The organism is Acinetobacter sedimenti (assembly GCF_022601685.1).
Taxonomy (GTDB): Bacteria; Pseudomonadota; Gammaproteobacteria; order Pseudomonadales; family Moraxellaceae; genus Acinetobacter; species Acinetobacter sedimenti.
On the sequence record NZ_JAKUML010000001.1, the window covers coordinates 146,449 to 167,819 of the forward strand.

18 protein-coding genes and 1 pseudogene are annotated in these 21,371 nt (G+C 42.3%); 7 read left to right on the top strand and 12 right to left on the bottom strand.

What is annotated here, in order from left to right; translation table 11 throughout:
* Positions 1-43: 43 nt before the first annotated feature.
* Positions 44-625: an LOG family protein gene (locus tag MKI79_RS00740; RefSeq protein ID WP_241570139.1), complete on the top strand. Its 582-nt coding sequence runs from the start codon at positions 44-46 to the stop codon at positions 623-625.
* A gap of 6 nt (positions 626-631) precedes the next feature.
* On the opposite strand, the gene MKI79_RS00745 is transcribed toward MKI79_RS00740, so the two are convergent.
* From MKI79_RS00745 to recG, 3 genes are all read right to left on the bottom strand, one after another.
* Positions 632-853: a hypothetical protein gene (locus tag MKI79_RS00745; RefSeq protein WP_241570141.1), complete on the bottom strand. Its 222-nt coding sequence runs from the start codon at positions 851-853 to the stop codon at positions 632-634.
* A 109-nt stretch (positions 854-962) separates the two neighbouring features.
* Entirely contained in the window at positions 963-1,628 is a 666-nt protein-coding gene (locus MKI79_RS00750; protein ID WP_241570144.1) for a ComF family protein, read from the bottom strand.
* Complete coding sequence (gene recG / locus MKI79_RS00755) at positions 1,615-3,711, bottom strand: ATP-dependent DNA helicase RecG (protein ID WP_274619055.1); 2,097 nt, start codon at positions 3,709-3,711, stop codon at positions 1,615-1,617. Before recG ends, MKI79_RS00750 begins: the two co-directional genes overlap by 14 nt.
* 301 nt (positions 3,712-4,012) lie before the next feature.
* Here recG and MKI79_RS00760 point away from each other — a divergent pair, with 301 nt between their 5' ends.
* Complete coding sequence (locus tag MKI79_RS00760) at positions 4,013-5,002, top strand: putative solute-binding protein (RefSeq protein ID WP_241570148.1); 990 nt, start codon at positions 4,013-4,015, stop codon at positions 5,000-5,002.
* Positions 5,003-5,098: 96 nt separating this feature from the next.
* Complete coding sequence (locus MKI79_RS00765) at positions 5,099-6,088, top strand: putative solute-binding protein (protein ID WP_241570150.1); 990 nt, start codon at positions 5,099-5,101, stop codon at positions 6,086-6,088.
* 82 nt (positions 6,089-6,170) lie between these two features.
* On the opposite strand, the gene plsB is transcribed toward MKI79_RS00765, so the two are convergent.
* The gene (gene plsB, locus MKI79_RS00770; RefSeq protein ID WP_241570154.1) at positions 6,171-8,753 is read right to left on the bottom strand and encodes a glycerol-3-phosphate 1-O-acyltransferase PlsB; all 2,583 of its coding nucleotides are present in this window, start codon (positions 8,751-8,753) and stop codon (positions 6,171-6,173) included.
* A gap of 443 nt (positions 8,754-9,196) precedes the next feature.
* On the opposite strand from plsB, the gene MKI79_RS00775 reads away from it, so the two are divergent.
* Together MKI79_RS00775 and MKI79_RS00780 are read left to right on the top strand one after the other, a co-directional pair.
* Positions 9,197-10,078 (top strand): acyl-CoA thioesterase, encoded by an 882-nt coding sequence (locus tag MKI79_RS00775; RefSeq protein WP_241570157.1) that lies wholly within the window; start codon positions 9,197-9,199, stop codon positions 10,076-10,078.
* A 146-nt stretch (positions 10,079-10,224) separates the two neighbouring features.
* Positions 10,225-11,493 carry a dicarboxylate/amino acid:cation symporter gene (locus MKI79_RS00780; protein WP_241570160.1) on the top strand — a complete coding sequence of 423 codons (1,269 nt, stop codon included), beginning with the start codon at positions 10,225-10,227 and terminating at the stop codon, positions 11,491-11,493.
* Between the two features lie 68 nt (positions 11,494-11,561).
* On the opposite strand, the gene MKI79_RS00785 is transcribed toward MKI79_RS00780, so the two are convergent.
* The 6 genes from MKI79_RS00785 to yihA form a co-directional block, all read right to left on the bottom strand.
* Positions 11,562-12,287, bottom strand: coding sequence for an amino acid ABC transporter ATP-binding protein (locus MKI79_RS00785; RefSeq protein WP_241570243.1), 726 nt, complete (start codon positions 12,285-12,287; stop codon positions 11,562-11,564).
* 14 nt (positions 12,288-12,301) lie between these two features.
* Positions 12,302-12,985: an ABC transporter permease subunit gene (locus MKI79_RS00790; RefSeq protein ID WP_241570162.1), complete on the bottom strand. Its 684-nt coding sequence runs from the start codon at positions 12,983-12,985 to the stop codon at positions 12,302-12,304.
* Entirely contained in the window at positions 12,985-13,731 is a 747-nt protein-coding gene (locus MKI79_RS00795) for an amino acid ABC transporter permease (protein WP_241570166.1), read from the bottom strand. Before MKI79_RS00795 ends, MKI79_RS00790 begins: the two co-directional genes overlap by 1 nt.
* Positions 13,732-13,869: 138 nt before the next feature.
* A complete protein-coding gene (locus tag MKI79_RS00800) occupies positions 13,870-14,802 on the bottom strand; it encodes a transporter substrate-binding domain-containing protein (RefSeq protein WP_241570168.1) in 933 nt (310 codons plus the stop codon).
* Between the two features lie 364 nt (positions 14,803-15,166).
* Positions 15,167-16,126 carry a metal-dependent hydrolase gene (locus tag MKI79_RS00805; protein ID WP_241570170.1) on the bottom strand — a complete coding sequence of 320 codons (960 nt, stop codon included), beginning with the start codon at positions 16,124-16,126 and terminating at the stop codon, positions 15,167-15,169.
* 128 nt (positions 16,127-16,254) lie between these two features.
* Entirely contained in the window at positions 16,255-17,106 is an 852-nt protein-coding gene (gene yihA / locus MKI79_RS00810) for a ribosome biogenesis GTP-binding protein YihA/YsxC (protein ID WP_241570184.1), read from the bottom strand.
* A gap of 55 nt (positions 17,107-17,161) precedes the next feature.
* Between yihA and MKI79_RS00815 the strand changes: the two are divergent.
* Positions 17,162-17,338, top strand: a pseudogene (locus MKI79_RS00815) (hypothetical protein); the annotation flags it as partial.
* 354 nt (positions 17,339-17,692) lie between these two features.
* Positions 17,693-19,342, top strand: coding sequence for a vWA domain-containing protein (locus MKI79_RS00820; protein ID WP_241570186.1), 1,650 nt, complete (start codon positions 17,693-17,695; stop codon positions 19,340-19,342).
* 112 nt (positions 19,343-19,454) lie between these two features.
* On the opposite strand, the gene MKI79_RS00825 is transcribed toward MKI79_RS00820, so the two are convergent.
* Together MKI79_RS00825 and hmpA are read right to left on the bottom strand one after the other, a co-directional pair.
* A complete protein-coding gene (locus MKI79_RS00825) occupies positions 19,455-19,910 on the bottom strand; it encodes an RrF2 family transcriptional regulator (protein WP_241570189.1) in 456 nt (151 codons plus the stop codon).
* 187 nt (positions 19,911-20,097) lie between these two features.
* Positions 20,098-21,312 (bottom strand): NO-inducible flavohemoprotein, encoded by a 1,215-nt coding sequence (hmpA, locus tag MKI79_RS00830; RefSeq protein WP_241570244.1) that lies wholly within the window; start codon positions 21,310-21,312, stop codon positions 20,098-20,100.
* Between the last annotated feature and the right edge of the window lie 59 nt (positions 21,313-21,371).

Genomic DNA, 21,371 nt, shown 5'->3' on the forward strand with positions numbered 1-21,371 from the left:
ACTAACCGCTTATGACCAATTAATGAATATCTGAGTTTTCCTTATGCAAGCGATCGCTATTTTTTGTGGTTCATCTTCTGGCAATGATACGCACTATATCGAGTCGGCGCAGTTGGTCGGTGAGTATCTCGCTAAGCATCAACTCACCCTCATTTATGGTGGGGGCAAAGTTGGGCTGATGGGTGCTGTGGCAGATAGTGCACTGGCGAGTGGTGGCAAAGTAATCGGCGTAATGCCCAAAGATTTGGTCGACCGTGAAATAGCCCATCAAGGCTTGTCCGAACTGCATGTGGTGGCAAATATGCATGAACGGAAGCAGAAAATGGCGAAGCTTGCCGATGGCTTCATTGCCTTGCCAGGTGGCGCAGGGACATTAGAAGAAATCGCTGAACAATGGACGTGGGCACAGCTTGGCATCCATCAAAAGCCGTGCGCTTTTTTGAATGTGCTTGGTTATTATGATCCGTTGATCACCATGGTGAATCAGATGGCGAATAAACATTTCACCAAGCAGATGTATGCCGATATGTTGATTCACAGTGATTCGATCGAAACCATCATTAGCGAATTTCAAAACTATCAAGCACCGCATGCTAAGTGGATAAAAGGGGCGGTGGAGCCGTGATTTTATTTAAGGATTTTCAACTCTATAGACCTCATCCGAAATTGGATGATAGAAGGTGTTATCAAGATTCAAATCGATAATTTCTCCCTCAAGGCGTACAGCAATAATAGTAATATCGTAGGTTTTAAACTTACTATCGATTGATGTTGTATCTATCTTCTGTGTTATTGCATCAACTTGGATTGATTCGAGTGTTTTTAAATTCGTTGCTTTCACTTTAGAATTCATGGTTTCAACTCCGTGCTTTAAGAGTTTTAATTATAGATAGCTGTATAATGGATTTGAATATCAAACTTTCCTTAGGCGACATTCCGTGTCGCTTTTAATGATTGGAAAATTAATGCCTCGCATCACACAAACATGCTACCTGCACATTGCTACAACCAAGCTCGGTGAGTAGATTTTTCACCGCAAGTACACTTGCGCCAGTGGTGATCACATCATCCAAGATCAGTACCGAGTTATAGCGTTTTTCCGTGGTATTCAGCATCATCTGCGCTTCGGCATGGATTAGTCGCTCACTGCGATCTGCGCCACGTTGGCTGATGCCAGACTCACGAGAGATTGGTCGCCAAATCGGCAGTTGCCATGCTTTGCTTAATTCTTGTGCCAACAGCTCGGATTGATTAAAACCTCGAAAGATCAGTTTATCTGTAGAGATCGGCATTGGCACGATGGCTTGTACACGAGGTTTCGGCATAGTGAGTAAACATGCAACCAGTAGATCGACATATTGCAACTGCGCTTGATCCTTATACGCATGCAAGATGCGATTCATTGGGAAGCGATATTCACACGCCACCCAACAACTTACCTCATGGCGTTCGATCAACTGTTGTTTCCACGGCAAAGTCTGCCAACATTGATGACAGACACCATGTTGCTTGGCGCGTGACGTCTGACACAGCAAACACGGTTGCAAGCCAAAGGTTGGTAGCCGAAACGTCGCATTGGAAAAAGTCCGTTGTAGCTTTTCAAACAAAGGCAAATTAGATAAAGGCATAGCGTGGTGCCTCGGGAAGCCAGCGTTGCATCAGCGCATCGGCATGCTGTGGATGCGTATGTAAAATCTGTTCGGCAACTTGATGGGCACGTGCCAGCAAATAATCGTCCCGTTGCAGATCGGCCACTCGAAAGCTCAAGTTACCTGTTTGCTTTGTACCCAGCACATCACCCGGACCGCGCAGTTCTAGATCACGCTCTGCAATCTCAAAACCGTCATTGGTTTGACGCAAAATATCTAAGCGAGCTTGACCGTTCTGTGATAGTGGTGATTTATAGAGTAAAACGCAGAAACTCTGCTGTGAGCCTCGTCCAACACGTCCACGAAGCTGATGTAGTTGTGAGAGTCCGAGTCGTTCTGCATTTTCAATGACCATGATGGAGGAGTTTGGTACATCGACACCGACTTCGATCACCGTGGTAGCGATCAACAGTTGTAGATCATGATTTTTGAATTGTTGCATGACCAGTTGTTTTTGTTCGGGTTTGAGTTTGCCATGTGCTAGTCCGATTTTTAAATCAGGAAATTTCTCGGACAGTTCTTGAAAAATCGCTTCAGCAGCCTGCGCATCTAATGTTTCCGATTGCTCAACGAGGGTGCAGACCCAGTAGGCTTGCTTGCCTTCCATGCAGTTTTGATAGATGCGTTGTAGTACCTCTTCACGGCGTTCGATCGGCATGGCGACCGTTTGGATCGGTGTACGTCCAGGTGGCAGTTCATCAATGATCGAGGTGTCCAAATCACCATAAGCACTCATTGCTAGCGTCCGTGGAATCGGTGTGGCAGTCATCACCATCTGATGCGGTGTCATGCCATCTGCGCCTTTGTCCCGTAAAGCGAGGCGTTGATCAACACCAAAACGATGTTGCTCATCAATGATGACTAAGCCCAAACGCTTAAATTCAACCTGTTCTTGAAACAGCGCATGCGTACCAATCACAATCTGCGCTTGTCCTTGTTTGATCTTCTCAAGGGCGATATTTTTCTGTTTTGTGCGTAGTTTTGATGCCAAAAAAACCACTTCTAAGCCACTTTTTTCAGCATCGAGTTCACGAAACCATTGATCAAAGTTGAGATAATGCTGTTCCGCTAAAATTTCAGTCGGTGCCATGATTGCCACTTGCCAACCTGATTCTAAAACATGGCAGCTTGCCATCGCAGCGACTAAGGTTTTTCCTGCACCCACATCGCCTTGTACAAGGCGGAGCATTGGTTTATTGGTTTGCAGATCATTGAGAATTTCTTGACTCACTCGTTGCTGTGCATTGGTGGGTGTAAATGGAAGTTGCGCTAAAAGTCCTTTGAGTAGGTTTTTACTCGGCGACATTTTTGGCGCTTGGATTTGTTGAATATAATGCCTGCGTTGTAAAAGACTGATTTGATGGGTGACCAATTCTTCAAAGATCAGCCGTTGCTGAGCAGGGTGGCGTGCTTCACGAAGCTGTGCCACATTCGAGCTCAAAGGCGGATGATGGATAAAATTTAAGGCTTGGATTAGATCAAATTTCTTGGCAATCCCTTCAGGCATCAGCTCTTGTAGGTCGTGCGCATATTGTTTTAAACATTGACCAATGATCTGACGGAGTTTGGCTTGTTTGAGTCCATCAGTGCTTGGGTAAATTGGTGTAAGCTGTGAATTCGCTTGCATTTGTGCAGATTTAGAAATGATTTCAGGGTGATACATTTCCAAGCCACGTGCGCCTAGACGCACCTCACCAAAAACACGTATCTGCTCGCCGACCGCCAATTGTTCAGTTAATGCTTTATAGAAATGATAAAAGCGTAAAGTGACTTTGCCCACACCATCGGAGAGCAGTACCGCCATGGATCTCTTTTTGCCTGCGGGAAAATCGACTGATTTGACTTCGCCTTCGATCAATACCGTGCGACCAACCTGTAAGGATTGCATATCGAGCAAAGTGCCACGATCTTCATAATCACGTGGCAGATGAAATAAGGCATCGTGTGTGGTGAATAGGTTGAGTTTTTCCAGTTGCGCAAGATTGGCATCGGTGATTTTGGCAAGTTTGGAAAGCGGGATATTCATTGATGATGAATGTTTTATTTGTTGATTTGCACTCATGATATGCAAGCGTTACAGAAAGTGCAATGCAATGACGAAAATGCACCAAATTCCACAATACTGTTTAAATTAGTGCAGTTTTTCTATAAAACTGGTCAAAATTGTCAATTTCAAAAAATTATAAATCAGTTATGATCAGTTAAAAGATGATCAATATGTGTGTGCATAATATATTGTGATGCGTAAATTTTATTATGTGTCACCATCCAATCAAATGTGATGCAGACAGGGTGAAGTCGTTTTTTTGATCATCACCGATGAAAACAAGAATATTGCAATAGCAAAAAAGTGAGGGAACACCATGCGAACTTTGAATTCGTTGATGCTGGGGACACTGTGTGTAGTGGCAGTTGGTAGTGCTCAGGCGGCGTCAAAACAACTTTGTGTTTTTGATATTATGGGTAGTAATGGCGATATCATGGCACTGGCTAAAGATTACGCTTTAGTCGCCAAACAGTGGGGCGTTGATATTGAACCCAAAACCTATACCAGTTTAGATGATGCACTTGCCGATTTTGAGGTAAAAAAGTGTCAAGGCATCATTGCGGACAATTATGCTACCAAAAAATACAACTCATTCATGGGAACAGTTGGCGCAGTTGGTGCGATTCATGATTATGAGCTGGCAAAAAAAGTTTTGATTGCTCTTGGTAGCCCAAAGCTAGCCTCTAAGCTTAAAAATAAAAACTATGAAGTTGCAGGCTATATTCCTTACGGATTGGCGTATATTTTCACTAAAGATCGTTCAATTAACTCGATTGAAACAATGAGGAATAAACGTTTTGGTGTTCTAGGCATTGATCCATCTCAGGCACGTATAGCGAAGCGTGTTGGTATGAAGCCTGTAAGTATGACCTTTGATAATGCTGCATCCAAATTTCGTAAAGGTGAAATGGATATTATTCCTGCACCAAAAGTTGTGTATAAGCCGTTTGAAGTTCAAAAAATCATTGGTGAAAATGGTGGCGTGGCGAATTATCCATTGGCGTTCATGAGTATGAATTTAATCCTGCATAAGAGTGAGTTTCCGAATACGCTTGGGCAAAAAAGTCGTTCTTGGTTTTCAAAAAAAACCCCTCAAATGATCAAAATAGTTGAAAAATGGGATGCTACAGTTCCTGAAAAAGTGCAGTACGGTATTCCTGAAATTGATCGTAGTAGTTACGACTTACTCTTATCCCAACTACGGAAGGAATTCATTGATAACAGAATGTATGATGCCACGATGATTACACTGATTCGTCATCTACGTTGTAATCAAGAGCCAACGTTCATTGAGTGTAAAAAGTGATTTGGTTCAAGGTCGAGTCAATATCGGGGTCGTGGTGAGATCACGACGTCCCATAAAACAAAAAAATATTTTAGGCGAACTAAGTAGGGGAATAGCATGCGAATTTTAAATTCGTTAGCGATAGGGACATTGTATGCGATGACAATCGGTAGTGTGCATGCTGCAACATCACAATTGTGTGTTTTTGACATTATGGGCAGTAACGGTGACATGATGGCAGTTGCAAAGGACTATGCACTGGCTGCCAAGCCGTGGGGTGTAAATATTGAACCACAGGTCTATACAAGCTTGGATGATGCAGTGTCCGACTTTGAGTCAAAAAAGTGTCAAGGCATTATTGCCGATAACTATGTGACGAAGAAATATAATAATTTTGCTGGGTCTATTGGTGCAGTTGGTGCCATCAATGATTATGATCTAGCTAAAAAAGTGCTGATTGCACTAGGTAGCCCAAAGCTCGCCTCAAAGATGAAAACGAAAGATCATGAAGTGGTCGGTATGGTGCCTTTTGGACTGGCTTATTTTTTCTCTAAAGATAAAAGTATCAATTCACTTGAGAAAATGGCTGGTAAGCGTATCGGCGTCTTAAAAGATGATCCATCGCAACAGCGTATGGCGAAACGTGTTGGTATTAAACCTGTGTTTATGACCTTTGATAATGCGATTGCAAAATATAAGAATGGTGACATGGATATTGTGCCTGCACCGCTGATTGTTTATAAGCCGTTTGAAGTAGGGAAATTGGTGGGGGGGCAAGGTGGGGTTGCTGATTTTCCAATCGCATTAATGACCATGAGTGTGGTCTTTCATCGTGGCGATTATCCTGCAGACTTTGGGCAAAAGAGCCGTAAATGGTTTGCAGGGAAACAATCTCAATTTATCAAGATGGTCGAGCGATGGGATGCAACCGTACCGAAGAATATTATGTACGAGATTCCTGAGATTGATCGAAAAAGTGGTGATTTATTACTTTCTCAACTTCGAAAAGAGTTTATTGCAGATAAAACCTATGATGGGACGATGATTACTTTGATTCGCCACTTACGTTGCAATCAAGAACCGAATTTCATCGAATGTAAGAAGTAAATATTCCTAAAAAAAATCAAGGCGGTCAGATGACCGCCTTTGTTTTGTCTTTGCAATGAATTTACTTAGCTTTACCATAAATTTATTTGGCTTTGGGCTTCTTACGTAGACGTGAGGTCTTCTGCTGTGCAAGTGCTTCAAGTGCAACTTTCAGCTCTTCATCATCAAAAGTGGTAATGTGCTCCAGCATATGTAGCGTCGATTCATCGAGCACCAAGTGCGCATTTTGAGCAATATTGCTTAAACGCTCTTGATACTCAATCAAGCCTTCATTGATCTCAATAAAGTTGAGCTGTGTCAGTACTTTTAAGAAGCTTTGGAACAAAGCTTTGTCAAAGAACTCTGGAGAGTTGAAGTCATAGAGCACAGACAGTCGTTGACCTAACAGGTGACTGAGTTCTTCAACTTGCTTACTACTGATTTTGCCACTACCACGTTGGGTAATCAGCGCAATAGTCATAAAATAGCGTTCTAAGCTTTGCTTAACAGGTTTTGCCAAGATCAACAGTTGCTTGTGCTGTTCGCTGTTTGGTGTTGGGCTATACAAGGTTTGCTCATGATCAACAGTCATCAACTTGGCTGCAACCAAAGCGTCACTATACTGATCAATGATCGGCTCAATCTCTTTAAGCTCCCATTTTAAGAACAATTCAGCTTTTAAGAATGGGTAAAGTGCTTTGATCACGTTGATTAAATCAGTACGTTCTAGGCGGCCGTTATGCTCAACTAAAGCTGCAATGAGTGATGGCAAGATATAGAGATGCAATACATTGTTGCGGAAGTAGGTGAGTAGAACCGCTTGATTATCCTCAATACCAATGATGTCGCCAAGCGCATGTTTAATGCGTTTTATGAGTTTCAACTTCAGACCGTAGGCAATCATCTCTTTGCCAGAAAGTGGTGTGACCTGACTCCGCTCGTCATATGGCAACTGTTGTGCAAGCTTTTGATAAATATCAAGCTGTGCAGCGCAAGTATCCTCATCGAGTGTGTGCTTTGACGTTGCCAGTAAAACCAAAGATAACAATGTCACAGGGTTGATCACCGCCGCACGGTTGATATTCACCATAATATCGTGGGCTGCTGTGCCAATCGCACTAGATACTTCACTTGGTAGGCTTTCGTTATTGCTTGCAACGATGGTGTTTTCCACTTGGTGTTGCTTTAACACATCATCAAGGAAAACTGGCTCACCAAAATTCACATGAACTTTACCGAAGATGCGTTCGATTTTGCGCAAAGTTTTAATAATGCCGAAGATGGATTCTGCTTCTTTGGGTTTACCTTGCATCTCGCCAATGTATGTGCCACCTTCCATTAGGCGTTCATAGCCAATATAAGTTGGAATAAAGGCAATTGGCTTTGCGCGGTCACGCAGATGGCTATGCACCGTCATGGCAAGCATACCTGTCTTCGGAGGCAATAAACGTCCAGTACGTGAACGACCACCTTCGATAAAGTATTCCAGTGGTGTATTACGTGACAAGATGCTAAACAAATACTCTTTAAATACCGCAGTATAAAGTGGCGCACCAGTGAAGCTACGGCGAATAAAGAATGCACCACCACCACGTAATAATTGACCGACAAACGGCAAGTTGAGATTATCACCCGCAGCGATATACGGCACCATTAAGCCACGTTGATAAATCACATAAGACAATAATAAATAGTCGATATGACTGCGATGACATGGCGTGTAGATGATTTCATATTTATCCGCAAGTTCACGCACGGTACTAAAGTTATGCACCTCTACGCCATCGTAGAGCTGAGTCCATAGGCGAGTCAGCGTGCTTTCAGCAAAACGAATCGCAGAATAAGAATAGTCTGAAACGATCTCATTTAAGTGACCAATCGCAAGACGTTCAGCTTCTTCAACGCTGATCTTTTTACGGATACTTTCTTGCACAATCGCATCTTGAATGTCACGAGATTTGATCAAACTCTGCATCACATTGCGACGATCAGAAAGATCGGGACCAAGTACAGCTTCACGTTTGCTATCAAGATAGTCATTGATATGACTGACGACAAAAGTCGCAGGAGAAAGATTTGGATGTTGCACTTTTGCATAGTCAACAAGCTGACGTAGCGAACGCCCTTCATGGAACTCAATATAAGTCTGGCGACCGTGAATACCGATATTTGCCAATTGTTTGATTTTACCCGGTGTACTCCACGAGTCGGTAAATAACAGCTTTAACCATGAATCTTCTTTGTCAGGCGCACGTCCCCACAAAATGGTGACAGGTACCAGTTCAATATCGAGTTCAGGGTTTGCCTCGAGTGCTTCGATCAAACGAAGTAAACGTGGTGGGAAGTTGTGTGCAGGCGGATTAAGCAAATTATTTTCATTGCGGTGTTGTAAGAAAATGACCGATTTCTTCTCATGGACATCGGCAAAATTCAATGGATATAGCGCACGATCCAAGCCCTGTCGCTTGGTTTCATTGTCGAGCAAAATCGCATTGCTTCGTGAATAATTCTGCAAAACATACAGCGTCAGTTTGTTGCGAGCTTCACTATCTGTTTGTGGTTCAGCTTGCGCATCTGTCTTATTTTTTTGTTTTGGTAATTCGCCCAAAAGATGAGGCTTCACCGCAAAATTCAATAACTTACTTGAAAGTCGGCGAGATAGTTTTGTAAAACCAGACTGATCCACTCGAGGACTCCTGTGGTTGGTCAAATGCAAATATCGGCTATTTTGCAGAGATTGGCTTAAAAAAGAATGGTATTTTATGCCAACTTTGCACAGAAGTGTTTAATCACCTTACTTTGTTACAAGTTTCTCTTGAGCTAGGCATATCATTGAAAAGATTAGCATCAATTTATGGCAATGTAGTTCGGTATTTTGTGAAAGAAAGGTGCGTATTTGCATCTGCCAAATTATCCAAGTGGGGCAGTAAATGATGACTTCGCAGTTTTTCTTGATAGAAAAATGATTCTCATATGATATTTTTATCTTAATTTGATAAATATTTATGAAATGCGAATTAAGTCATCGTGGCTATAGGTTGAATAAGTCAAATATGGCACAATGATGTTGACAACAGCTATTTCCTATTTTTATTCACTGCAACATAGACAAAGCAGAACAGGTGCGCTATGACTTCACTCACTAAAGAATTAATTGATCTTCTGACGCTAGAGCGAATCGAAGATGGGCTGTATCGTGGGCAAAGTCGTAACCTTGTTGGCAAGCGTGTCTTTGGTGGACAGGTACTTGGTCAGGCATTAATGGCTGCATCGTATACCGTTGAAAATCGTCCTGCGCATTCGCTACATGCCTACTTCTTATTTGGTGGTGATATCAATGCACCGATCGTCTATGAAGTCGATAAACTGCGTGATGGTAAAAGTTTTTCCAGTCGTTGTGTGAAAGCCATTCAACATGGTCGAGTGATTTTTCAAGCGATGGTATCGTTCGCTGAGCCTGAAGAAGGCTTGGAATACCAAATGGATGCACCTGACTATCCGCTCGCCAAAGATTTACCAAATGAAGAAAAACTCAAAGGCTCATTGATCAAATTTGTCCCTGAAAATTTGCGTGCTGCATTTCAACGACGTCGTCATATTGAGATTGCACCGATCAATCCAAGTAATCCATTTGATCCACAACCCGAAGCACCATCTCAAGCGCATTATCTACGTACTTGGGACAAGATTGATGGAGAACATGACACGATCGCTTTGCATCAGGCGATTGCCGCATTTTGTTCAGATTTTACTTTGTTGAGTACAGCTTTGCGTCCACATGGCTTGTCGTGGATTTCACCAAGCCTGCAGTCGGCAAGTATAGATCATGCAATGTATTTTCATAAACCATTCCGAGTAGATGAGTGGTTGCTCTATGATATGGAAGCAACGCAGACTGCAGCCTCTCGTGGATTAAACTTTGGTCGCATGTGGCAAGATGGACAACTGGTATGCAGTACCACACAAGAAGGTTTAAATCGTCTTAGAGAAGTTGATTTGGGTCGAGCTTGAAAGGGTAAAGGTTCAAACCCTTAAAAATCATTTTAACAACTCACGTTAAAAACAAACTCGCTAAAAGAACACGACATCGTGTCGAGTTTTTTTCTGCCTTGTATTTTATGCTAATGTGTAGTCAATTGAAAAATAGATAATTCGCTATGTGGAAATCACTCAATACGCAGATTTTTATTGCCGCCATTTTGGGCTTGGCATTCGGGTGGCTCTTGTCGCTTGGTGATCCTACACATGTTGAAGTGACAACATGGCAGAGTGGCAGTTTATATATTCTTGGTTTGTTGAGTGGCGTTTTTATTGGCTTGCTCAAGATGCTATTGATTCCACTGATTTTTTGCTCCATCGTGGTTGGCGTGGCAAATCTTCAAGCTATTGGGCGCTTTGGTCGTGTTTGGAAAATTACATTATTATGTTTTATGACCACGACAACGTTGGCACTATTTTTAGGTTTAGCTTGCGCACATATTTTTGATACAGGTAAAGGGCTAGACATTGCCCTGTTCCAAGATCAGATGGCGAATTATCAAGCGCCAGATACGCTGAGCCCATCGGCATTTTTTAGCAATTTTATTCAAAATACGTTGATCAATCCGTTTAAAGCATTTAGTGATGGTAATGTGCTGTCCGTGGTGATTTTTGCTTTATTAGTTGGTGCGGTGATTGTCGCAGGGCGTGGGCAGTTTGACACGGCGCAGCAGTTTTTTCAGCAAGGCTTTGAGATGATGATGAAGTTGGTGCAATGGGTGATGTACATTGCGCCAATTGGTATTTTTGCATTACTAGCAAAGCTGGTGGCGACTTCTGATTTTGAAGTGCTTGGCAGTTTGGCGAAGTTTGCCACAGTGGTGACAGGGACGACGATTTTTCATGGCTTGGTGGTATTACCGCTGTTGCTGTGGCTATTTGGGCGGATTTCGCCGTGGCGCTTTTTTAAAGTCGCTCGTCCTGCATTAGTCACGGCATTTGCCACCAGTTCAAGCTCGGCGACTATGCCTTTATCTATGCGCTGCGCACAGGAGCTAGGCGTGAGTCCGCAAGTTTCAGGTTTTGTGATTCCGCTTGGTGCACAGCTCAATATGGATGGTACGGCATTGTATGAAGCCGCCGCAGCATTGTTTATTGCCAATCTGATGGGGCTTGAGCTCAGTTTGACTCAGCAGATTATTGTGTGTTTGACCGCTATGCTTGCTTCACTGGGTGCGCCAGGGATTCCAAGTGCAGGGATGGTCACCATGATCATGGTCTTGCAGTCTGTAGGATTGCCTGCCGAAGCGATTGCCATACTTTTACCAATTGATCGTTTGCTCGATACGGTGCGTACTGCGGTGAATGTACAGGGCGATATGATGGTGAGTGCAGTGGTGCAACGGCATGTTAGTGATGCAGATTTACTCGAACAAAATATGGCTTAACACTTATATAAAAAGGCAGATCAATGATCTGCCTTAGTTTTGTCATATTACATGACTGAATAAAAATTTTAATGCAGAATCTTATCTAAGAATTGTTGCGCACGTTCGCTACGTTGTCCTGTAAAGAACTCATCCGTTGTACAGTCTTCCAAGATTTTGCCTTGATCCATAAAGATAATGCGACTTGCCACTTGCTTGGCAAAACCCATTTCGTGCGTCACACACATCATGGTCATACCTTCTTTGGCAAGTCCAACCATCACATCGAGCACTTCATTGATCATCTCAGGATCGAGTGCTGAAGTTGGCTCATCAAAGAGCATCGCAATCGGATCCATACTGAGCGCACGAGCGATTGCAACACGTTGTTGCTGACCACCTGAAAGCTGTGAAGGGAACTTGTGCGCATGTGCACTCAAACCAACTCGATCAAGATAAGCCAAGCCTTTCTTCTTGGCATCTTCTGGCTTGCGTCCCAAGACTTTGACTTGAGCAATGGTGAGATTTTCGGTAATGCTCAGGTGTGGAAAAAGTTCAAAATGCTGAAACACCATACCGACTCGACTGCGTAACTTGGTCAAATCCGTTTTTGCATTGGCGATCGACATACCATCAACGACGATATCGCCTTGTTGAAAAGCTTCTAGTCCGTTGACGGTTTTGATGAGTGTTGATTTCCCCGAACCTGATGGACCACAAACGACGACGACTTCACCTTGACGGATCGCAGTTGAGCAGTCGGTTAACACTTGGAAATCCCCATACCATTTATTGACATTTTGAATATCAATCATGACTTCATTCATGCTCATACTTGTAACCTTTTTTGCAATTTTTTGACGGTATATGTGGCAAGTAAACTAATACTGAAATAGACCAAACCTGCGAACAGAATATATTGAGTCAGCAATGCCATCAGATCACCACGGACGTAGTTGGTACGGAAAAAGTCTAATAAACCAATCGCATACACCATCGTGGAATCTTGAAAGAGAATAATGGTTTGCTGTAAGAGTAGCGGTGTCATTTTGCGAAAAGCTTGAGGCAAAATGATCAAACGCATATTCTGACCATAGCTCATGCCCAGTGCATAAGCGGCAGCCGATTGACCTTTTGGGATAGACTGAATCCCTGCACGGACAATCTCGGCAAAGTACGCCGCTTCAAATAGCATAAACGCCACGATACTCGATACCAGTGCGGTATCAATGGTCAGGTATTTGCCAGTCACCCCTGTATAGATAAATGGCACCGCAAAGTAGAACCACATCAATACCAAGAGCAGTGGAATGGAACGGAATAAATTTACGTAGCTTTTGGCAATCAAGTTCAACACTTTAATGGATGACAATCGCATCAATGCCAAGATGGTTCCGATAAAGACACCGCCGATGGCAGCTACGACGACGACTTGCACAGTGATCTTAAAACCATGCCAAAGCGCAGGGCCTGAAAGCTGTAGATCGTTAATAAAACTCGTTAACCACTCCATCACTTACCTCCTTCTGCGATCAAACCTGGGATTTGAAAGCGTTTTTCAAGGAAGTTCATAAAGAGAATTAGACAAATATTGACGGAGATAAAAATCAGCGTCACATAGGTGTAAATCTCAATAGTATTTTGCGTATATTCGCTGATGGTTTTCATCTGTGCGATGAGTTCTGATACACCAACCAGCGATGCCACAGAAGTGTTTTTGACGCAGTTGGTCAGTTCAGAGCTGAGAGGCGGTAAGATCATGCGAAAAGATTGCGGTAAGATCACATGGCGATACAGCTGTGGCGTGGTAAAACCCATTGCATAGCCTGCATTGATCTGACCTTTTGGAATCGCTTCGATACCAGTACGGACTTGCTCGCAGACCCGAGCTGCGGTAAATAATCCTAAACCGATACTTGCCGATAAAAATGCTGTCGTACCGACACTTAAATCATTCATCCACCATGCTTTGATTGGCGCAGGTAGAAAGTTGGGGATGACATAAAACCAAATAAACAGTTGAATCAATAAAGGCACATTACGAAAAATCGTCACATATCCTGTACCAATCGCACGTGCAGTCTTATTCGGTAACGTACGCATAATCCCAAGCACACTACCGAGGATGAGCGCAATACTCCATGATACCAGTGTAATCAGGAGTAACCACTCAATCCCGAGCAGTACCCAATGCAGATAAGTCGTATTGTCTACACCTGTGGACTGAAACAGCATCGCCCAATTCCAATTGTAATTCATACGTACTCCAATAGTTTAAATCGCACCATTGTCAAAGTGTTTTAAATGAAACCACTACACAAGGATGCTTGCATTAAAGCCGTCAGTAAAATCGCCACGCCACCATTTATAAAACAGTAACGTGGCGGAATATATGAATTACTGATCACGGTCGTGTGGATTGGCGATCAATGCTTTGACATCATCTGACATCGGGAAGTTCAGGTTGATATTCTTCGGTGGAATTGGCGATTCAAACCATTTCGTATACATGCTGTTGATTTCACCTGAAGCGTATGTCGCTTTGATGGCATCATCGACGATTTGTTTAAATGCGGTATCACCTTTACGCATCATACAGCCATAAATCTCTTTAATTGGCGCTGTACCCACGATCACCCAGTTGCTTGGATCTTTGGCTTTTGATTGCTCACCTGCAAGTAGAATGTCATCCATCATAAAGGCTGCGGCACGACCACTTTGTAGCATTAAGAATGATTCTGCGTGGTCTTTTGCAGAGATTACTTCGCTGACACCAAGCTCAGTTGCATGTTGCTTCAACCAGCGCTCAGAGGTTGTCCCTGCGGTGGTGACGACTTTTTTATCTTTCAAATCTTCATAGTCTTGAATGCCAGAATCTTTGGCAGTCAGTAAACGACCGCCTACCTCAAAATAACCCACAGAAAACGCAACTTGCTGTTGACGCTCTTTATTATTGGTCGTCGAGCCACATTCCAAATCCACTGTACCGTTTGATACCAGTGGAATACGGTTTTGACTGGTCACGAGGTTATAACGAATTTTTAAATCAGGAATGTTGAGTTGCTGTTTTAAAGCTTCGACGACTTTCAGTTGTAAGTCATGTGCATAGCCTTCAGGTTGATTTGGGTTGCCTGAAATATATGAAAAAGGAATGGATGAGTCACGATGACCGAGTACGATGGTTTTTGATTGTTTGATCTTATCCAGTGTACCAGAGGCACTTTCAGCACCACCTGTTGCAGGTGCTTTATTGCCACTATCACAAGCCGTTAGTCCAAACATGAGTGTGCTTGCACAAAGCGTCGAAATCAAAAAACGTTGATTTAGCATAGAGAAATTCCTTCTTTAACTTCATAGAGCGAACAGATTTCGATCTATAAATTTGCATCTGCATCCATTGATAAGGTGAGATGAATATGTCCATAAATGTTGCGTTGTTGCTGTAAGATAAATCGCAAAAATTCTGCTGCATTTATTCAATACACAACACGCTTTGATACAAAAATATATGAGAAAGAAAAACTGTACAAGAAAACTAAGCAAGTATCATGCTAAAGAATAACATGCAGTGGTGAATGATTAATTAAATTGAGAGATTTTCCGTAAAAGCAGAGCTCAAATCTGACCCATAAAAATGCACCCAAAAAGGTGCATTTTAAGATGCTTAGATTCGCATTTGAGTATTTAATTCATTTTATGCAGCGGCATGCGTTCCTGTCAGCTCGGCGCGTTTTGCTGCGGGAGATTGATCGAGATAGCGAATTGCATCTTCGGTATTCGCCTCATGTAAAGGGTTATACCAAGGCATCAAATAATCAATCTGCTGTGCAACCAGCCAAATTGGATTTGGGATCAATTTGTTTTTACTGCGTTTTGCTGTTGAATACCATTCTAACCAAATCCACGGTTTGAGCAGATGTGGTTTTTTATGAGCAAAACGAGGGTCTTGCTTCATAATATTGGCTGCACCATCGACCCATAAACCGAGAACCCCGACGATCACAGCAATACTCAAATAATAGCGTGCAATATAGCCACCACCGAGATGACGGTATAGGTCAAATGCGACGGTACGATGTTCGACTTCTTCTGCGCCATGCCATTTGACCAAGTCCACCATTTCAGGATCAGCACCGAGCATTTCCCAGTAGTTATTTTCCAAAGCATATTTTCCGAGAACACAGGTCATGTGTTCAACTGTGGCGATGATGCCAAGTCGGAATAAATCCCATTGTTTTTCAAGTGCTTTGGGTACGGCGATACCAAGTGGCTTATCTGCGAGTAATTTGTTAAATAGCAGATTCATCACTTCAAGATTACGTGCTGGATCAATATTCCGCACGCTGAGATATTCACCATTGGCAGAGCTGTGCGCTTTGGCGTGCATGGCTTCCTGACGGATAAAGGCTTGCACATCTTGTTTGAGCTTTGGATCGTCGATTTGATGTAAGACTTTGTTGTATAAACGGCAAAACCAAAACTCACCCGCAGGCAAAATCATATTGATTTCGTTGACAAAGTAGCTTGCAAAAGGTTCATTCGGAATCCAGTCTATAGGCGTTTCTTGCCAATCAAATTTTACCTTACGAGGTTTGATTTGGTAAGCAATCGAAGAAAGGACTTTTTTACGCTTAAAAATTGAAAGTAATGACATGATGATGAACCTTAATGCACCGATAGCTATGTATCATTGGTTTTATTTAAGCTCAGCGATACTATTTGCGCAAAGGAATTGAGGTCAAAGCATGTCATTTTGGGACGATTGTTTTGATGAAAAACGGCTTATTTCTCAGGATGATCGCTATCCACTTCACCTAAGATCGGAATAGCATCAAGGTCAATCCCTTCAAGCAGATCGAGCTCTTGAATATTCTCTTGTGTGCTGTCGTTTTCACCGTCACGATCTGATTCATCAGATTGATTAATGGTAAAGCCTAAGCGACCAGCCATCACCATAGCGAGTTCATCCAAACCTTGACGATCGAGTGATGAAAACAGTTGAATAGAAAATTTGAGTTTTAACTGATTCAGGTCTTTTTTGACTTCAAGCAAAGCTTTGTTTGCAGGGCCACGATTCAATTTGTCTGCTTTGGTGAGCAAGATGTGTACAAACAAGTTTCGTGCGTGCGCCCATTCCAGCATCATACGGTCAAAGTGTTGTAGCGGATGGCGAATATCCATCAGCAAGACTAAACCTTGCAAGCTCTCCCGATGAATCAGGTAGTTTTCCAGTTCTTTTTGCCAAACTTTCTTCATTTCTTCAGGAACAGCAGCATAGCCATAACCCGGTAAATCGACTAGACGTTGCTCAGGATTACCCAGTGTAAAAAAGTTGATCATCTGCGTGCGACCCGGTCGTTTCGATGCACGAGCCAGTTGCTTTTGATTGGTCAATGTATTGATCGCACTGGATTTTCCTGCATTGGAACGTCCTGCAAAAGCAATCTCATAGCCTGTATCTTCGACACATAAATCGAGCTTTGGCGCACTCATCAAAAACTCCGCCTGACGTAGCCAGTTCAACGCCTGCGATGAATATGCACTGGTGGCATCATCAGTTTTTTTCGTATAGCTGATTTTATGCTTTGGTGCGAGTTTGGCTTTGGTGTCTTTGGACTTTTGATAGCGGTGCATTTCAATTCATTGTGTCGTTGATTAATAGGTATTATAAGTCAAGTCGACAAGATGTGAAGTTATTGATGCTGTTACCAATAAGAATTTGCGTAATGCAGAAAAGCCCGATGATGAATATGATTGGGTCGTTGCACCTGACTTTAATCCTCAAAAAGCACGTACCTTAACTGCGTTAGCACTGACCAAAACTAACTCAACCAAAGAGCTACAACGAATGTTTTGGCCGTATTAAAATTGTTTAATTATTCATAATTTTAAAGAAATAAAATCCCATCAAGTGCCATGCTTGGTGGTTTTTTTGTAGATCATTCTTATTGAGTCATGTTTCAGAAGTGACGAAAGTAAACTCGGTGTTTAAATAATTTGTTTCACATTTAGTGGCTTTTGAAATTCATAATCACCCAAATGGGTGATGTTTTACATCTTCCTTTAATTTAGTGTTTATATAATATATTCTTTAATTGGCATATAAGGCTCTAATTTAGAAAAAGTGACCGATTTTGATGTTATTTTTTTGTTTATATCATGAGTTGCCAAGAAAATATTTTAAAAAAATGATGAATCTCTAAAAATGAGGAGCAAGACGATGATTTTTAATAAAACCTTATTAGCATTATTTGTGAGTACGTCCATCTTATTAACAGGATGTGGAAGTGACTCAGATAACGATGATACGAATCCAACACCAACCACACCTTCGGAGCCTGAGGATAATACGGTTCAGTCTGAGGCAACTTTGGTCAGCGAGGATGCCAATATTGCAGTATTTGGTAATGTTGAAAGTGCAAATTTTTCTGAAACCCAATTGAAGTCGGGGAAAGGAGTTTTACTGCTTGATGATAAAGCGGTGAACGCAGTTGGTTTTGCTTTGGAAGCAGGGGGTGAAACGCAAGATTTAAATCAGTTTGCTTCAGAAAATCTCGCTGACTTCATTACCCTTCTGCAAGAAAATAATGCAACGGTGAATGTACTAGTGAACCGAGTTTCTACGAATACTCAAGGCCAAGTGTCAAATGTTACATTGGATATTGATTTTGCAAGTGCAGAAAATGTGACAAAGGTGCGTGATCTGTTGCTTGCATTTCTCAATGGAGGTTCAAGTGTTTCTACGCCTGCAAAGGTTACCCTTGCAGAGAATAAGCTTCGTCTAAATCTTTCATTTTGGGTCGTTGGAGATACAGGCTTTATATGGGCCAATACTTATGCCGCAAAAGATGCTACTGCAGTCAATAAAGTTTATGGTGACTTAAACTTGGCAAGTGCTTTAACTAGCAATGTGGCGCTGAGTGTGAAATCGGCAACGGAAAAATTTACTCAGAACGCGCAAGGTTCGAATGCTGTAGATATTCTGTGGAATATTGATTCTTCAGGATCAATGGGCGAAGAGCAAGCAAATTTGGCGGATGGTGCAAGTCAGTTCTTCACGACCTTGAATCAAGCAGGAATAGATTATCGTCTTGCAGTGAATACCCAAGATAAGGCAGATTGTAAACAGTTAAGAACACTGACTGATACGACAACGAAGTTTATTGATAAGAACACACCCGATGCTCTTACAGAGTGGGCATCCTTAGCTAGTCCTGGTACGTATGATTCAAGTAATGAAACAGGTTTTTATTGTACTCGTGAAGCAGATTTGACAGGATTTGATCGTGAAAATGCAAAAAATCTTGTTGTCTTCGTTTCTGATGAGCCTGAAAATGAAACTGCAGAAGAAAATATTTATATTTCTAGCGACTATATGGCACGGGACTTTGCAAACTATAAGAATTACTTTGTCGGCACAGGCTTCACCTACTTTGCAATCGTAGGTACAGGCAATTATGTGCGAAATACTTTCAGTGACCCAGCAAATAATTACTATTCGACGCCAAGCGAGAATTGTAGTGGAGAGGGTGGTTCGGCTGTTGGTGGTGGGCACTTTAAAGAAATTGCAAAACTTACAGGTGGAAGCTCTGCCTCAATATGTGCTGATGCCTCAAGTTGGACGGTCGTGTTTGATGAAATTATAAAAGCGGCATCAGCTTTGGCGAGTCAATTTGCCTTAAAGCAAGTGCCAATTCCATCAACTCTTCAAGTTAAAGTTGCTGGCAAAGATGTTGCTCGTGATACTGCGCATCAAAATGGATTTGATTTGGTCTACAGTGTAGATGGCGCAACAGTTGTGTTCTACGGCGATGCACTTCCAACAGCGAATCAAAAAGTTGATGTGAGTTATGACTATTTGCAGCAATAAGTTGCAAAAGAATGCTCTGAAAGGCAATTAGTAAACCTGCACTGACTTGATTGTTAGTGTGGGTTTTAAGTTTTATGTGGGAATCATTAGCTGATGCACAGAAATTTAAGCTTTAGCGAATCGTTACATTGGCAATTTTTTCTAAATCCGCATCTTCGGTGAGGCTATAGAGTACAGGTTGATGCAGTGCGTCACGAAGTTGAAAACCATTGAGATGTTGGTAGAACTGCTCTAATGCTTGATCTAATAAGGATTTTAGCCCACAGCTAAAGCGCAAAGCGCAAGCGGGTTCTAGGCAATTCACTGCTTTTTGGTCATGTTCTAAGGTTCGTACGATCTCACCAATCGGCAATTCGTAAGCTTTAGGTGCAAGTTGAATACCGCCCCCCTTACCACGTGTGCTGATAATCCAACCTTGTTTGACCATAAAATGTGTGACTTTCACCAAGTGATTTTCGGAGATTTTGAGGGCTGTTGCTGCTTGCGCAATAGTGACCAGTTCTTCACTCGGTTTGAGTAAGAACATGAGTAGGCGTAGACCATAATCACTAAATTTATTCAGTTGCATAGACAGCAGAGCAGTTCAAAAAGGCAAAAGACGAGTATAGCATTGACTCGTCTTTTGCTATTGGTTTTAAAAAAACCTATAGTCGAAGTAACTTATTCCTGATACAGGGCAACCAAGTGAAGGTGTATAAGTCGTACTGCGAGCGAGGTTAACGAAGTAGCAGGATTAAAGTGCTTTGACTATACAGTTAAGCACTGAGTTTTACACCACCAGTACCAAAGGCTTCGCTATGGATATTCTCGGCAGGAATTCCACGAGCTACGAGCGCTTTCTGTTGTTCAGCCATAAACGGCATTGGACCACAAAGATAATAATCTGCATCTTTAGGCAATTGATCATCAGAGAGTGCACTTAAATCTAAGCGACCTGCAATGTCATAATCTTGCCCAAGTTGGTCATGGGTTTCAGGAAACTCATAAGCCACTAAATGAGTAAGCTGTGGAAATTTTGCATTCAGTTCTTGCACATGTGACTTCATTGCATGCACTTTACCATTGCGACATGCATGATAGAAATATACGGATTCAGGCATATCTAAGCTTGCCAAATGATTGAGCATGGAAATCATCGGTGTGAGTCCAACTCCGCCACTGATCAACACATTTGGACGATCTTTATCAAATAAGAAGAAGTTACCTGTTGGTGCAGACACTTCGATTTCAGCACCTTCAGTTAGACCATGTAGTGTATTCGATACCCAACCACCTGCGAGATCGCCTTTTTCATCTTCACGTTTTACAGAGATACGTAAATAATCCTGCTGTGGACTATCAGATAATGTGTACTGACGTGGTTGCTTCAAGCCCAACTCTTCGACCAAAACACGTACCGAAATATATTGCCCTGCCTGATGTGTTGGTAGGTCGCCATCATCACTTGGCTTCAGATAAAAAGAGGTAATTTCACTGCTTTCTTGCACTTTTTTCGCAATTTTAAAGCTTCTCCAACCGAGCCAACTACCTTTGGTTTGCTGATGTTGTTCATAAATGGCTTTTTCTGCATTTATAAACACATCGGCAAGCTGACCGTACGCAACACCCCAAGCTTCAATCAATGGATCGTCCATTGAAATACTCAAGACTTCACTAATGGAATGCAATAAATTCTCACCAACAATCGCATAGTCAGGCGATTGAATATTCAAGCTCACATGTTTGTGCGCAATCAACTCAATCACTGGGGCAAGGACAGATGGATCATCAATATTCTCCGCATAAGCAAGCACCGCACCTGCGAGCGCCTGTGCTTGTGCGCCACTACGTTGGTGTCCCATATTAAAAGTTTCTTTTAACTCAGGGTTATTGCTGAGCATGCGATTGTAAAAATAGGAGGTGAGGGCTACGCCACTTTCACGTAGAACAGGAACTGTGGCTTTGACGAGGTCTTTTTGGCTTTCAGTAATCATGATCGTTGGCTCTTTTTGGGATGGTGGATTAAAATATATATTTAAAATACATCTTT

Excerpts from the sequence above, each read along its gene's own strand:
- MKI79_RS00825 (WP_241570189.1), bottom strand. The coding sequence starts at position 19,910 with ATGCAACTGAATAAATTTAGTGATTATGGTCTACGCCTACTCATGTTC.
- MKI79_RS00745 (WP_241570141.1), bottom strand. The coding sequence starts at position 853 with ATGAATTCTAAAGTGAAAGCAACGAATTTAAAAACACTCGAATCAATC.
- MKI79_RS00795 (WP_241570166.1), bottom strand. The coding sequence starts at position 13,731 with ATGAATTACAATTGGAATTGGGCGATGCTGTTTCAGTCCACAGGTGTA.
- MKI79_RS00820 (WP_241570186.1), top strand. The coding sequence starts at position 17,693 with ATGATTTTTAATAAAACCTTATTAGCATTATTTGTGAGTACGTCCATC.
- recG (WP_274619055.1), bottom strand. The coding sequence starts at position 3,711 with ATGAGTGCAAATCAACAAATAAAACATTCATCATCAATGAATATCCCG.
- MKI79_RS00760 (WP_241570148.1), top strand. The coding sequence starts at position 4,013 with ATGCGAACTTTGAATTCGTTGATGCTGGGGACACTGTGTGTAGTGGCA.
- MKI79_RS00765 (WP_241570150.1), top strand. The coding sequence starts at position 5,099 with ATGCGAATTTTAAATTCGTTAGCGATAGGGACATTGTATGCGATGACA.
- MKI79_RS00785 (WP_241570243.1), bottom strand. The coding sequence starts at position 12,287 with ATGATTGATATTCAAAATGTCAATAAATGGTATGGGGATTTCCAAGTG.
- yihA (WP_241570184.1), bottom strand. The coding sequence starts at position 17,106 with ATGCACCGCTATCAAAAGTCCAAAGACACCAAAGCCAAACTCGCACCA.
- MKI79_RS00790 (WP_241570162.1), bottom strand. The coding sequence starts at position 12,985 with ATGGAGTGGTTAACGAGTTTTATTAACGATCTACAGCTTTCAGGCCCT.
- MKI79_RS00740 (WP_241570139.1), top strand. The coding sequence starts at position 44 with ATGCAAGCGATCGCTATTTTTTGTGGTTCATCTTCTGGCAATGATACG.
- MKI79_RS00775 (WP_241570157.1), top strand. The coding sequence starts at position 9,197 with ATGACTTCACTCACTAAAGAATTAATTGATCTTCTGACGCTAGAGCGA.
- MKI79_RS00780 (WP_241570160.1), top strand. The coding sequence starts at position 10,225 with ATGTGGAAATCACTCAATACGCAGATTTTTATTGCCGCCATTTTGGGC.
- MKI79_RS00805 (WP_241570170.1), bottom strand. The coding sequence starts at position 16,126 with ATGTCATTACTTTCAATTTTTAAGCGTAAAAAAGTCCTTTCTTCGATT.
- MKI79_RS00800 (WP_241570168.1), bottom strand. The coding sequence starts at position 14,802 with ATGCTAAATCAACGTTTTTTGATTTCGACGCTTTGTGCAAGCACACTC.
- MKI79_RS00750 (WP_241570144.1), bottom strand. The coding sequence starts at position 1,628 with ATGCCTTTATCTAATTTGCCTTTGTTTGAAAAGCTACAACGGACTTTT.